Genomic DNA, 527 nt, shown 5'->3' on the forward strand with positions numbered 1-527 from the left:
TCCGTCACTTGGTCGCGACGGTGATCTTGACGTCGATATTGCCCTTTACCGCGTTGGAATAGGGGCAGACGGCATGCGCGGCCGCGACGATCGCCTCGGCGCTGGCCTGGTCAAGCCCGGTGATCGTCACATCGAGCGCGACCGACAGCACGAAGCCACCCGACGCGTTGGGCGACAGACCAACGTCGGCGACCACGACAATGTCGTCATCCTTGACCTTCTCGGCCTTGCCCCGCGGGACGTGGATCACGGCATTTTCAAAGCAGGCGGCGTAGCAGGCGGCGCACAATTGCTCGGGATTGGTCGCCCCGCCCTTGCCACCGAGCGACGTCGGCAGTGCGAGTTGGAGGTCAAGCAGGCCATCCTCGCTACGAATGGTGCCGCTGCGGCCGCCAATAGCGGTTACCTTCGTGCTGTAGAGCGTGCTCATCGTCGTCTCCTTGCTAAACTGTGGAATGTCGAACGCGTTTTATATTGTGTGCAATTTAATTGAATGCAAGCGATATTCTGATGGTGTATTTTTCCGG

1 protein-coding gene is annotated in these 527 nt (G+C 59.6%); it reads right to left on the reverse strand.

Annotation, left to right across the window (positions count from 1 at the left end; translation table 11 throughout):
• Positions 1-4 precede the first annotated feature (4 nt).
• A complete protein-coding gene (locus tag AACY08_RS28635; RefSeq protein ID WP_339472463.1) occupies positions 5-430 on the reverse strand; it encodes an Ohr family peroxiredoxin in 426 nt (141 codons plus the stop codon).
• Positions 431-527 lie beyond the last annotated feature (97 nt).

It is taken from the genome of Pseudomonas sp. EL_65y_Pfl1_R83 (genome assembly GCF_963970695.1).
In the GTDB taxonomy this organism is placed as follows: domain Bacteria; phylum Pseudomonadota; class Gammaproteobacteria; order Pseudomonadales; family Pseudomonadaceae; genus Aquipseudomonas; species Aquipseudomonas tritici.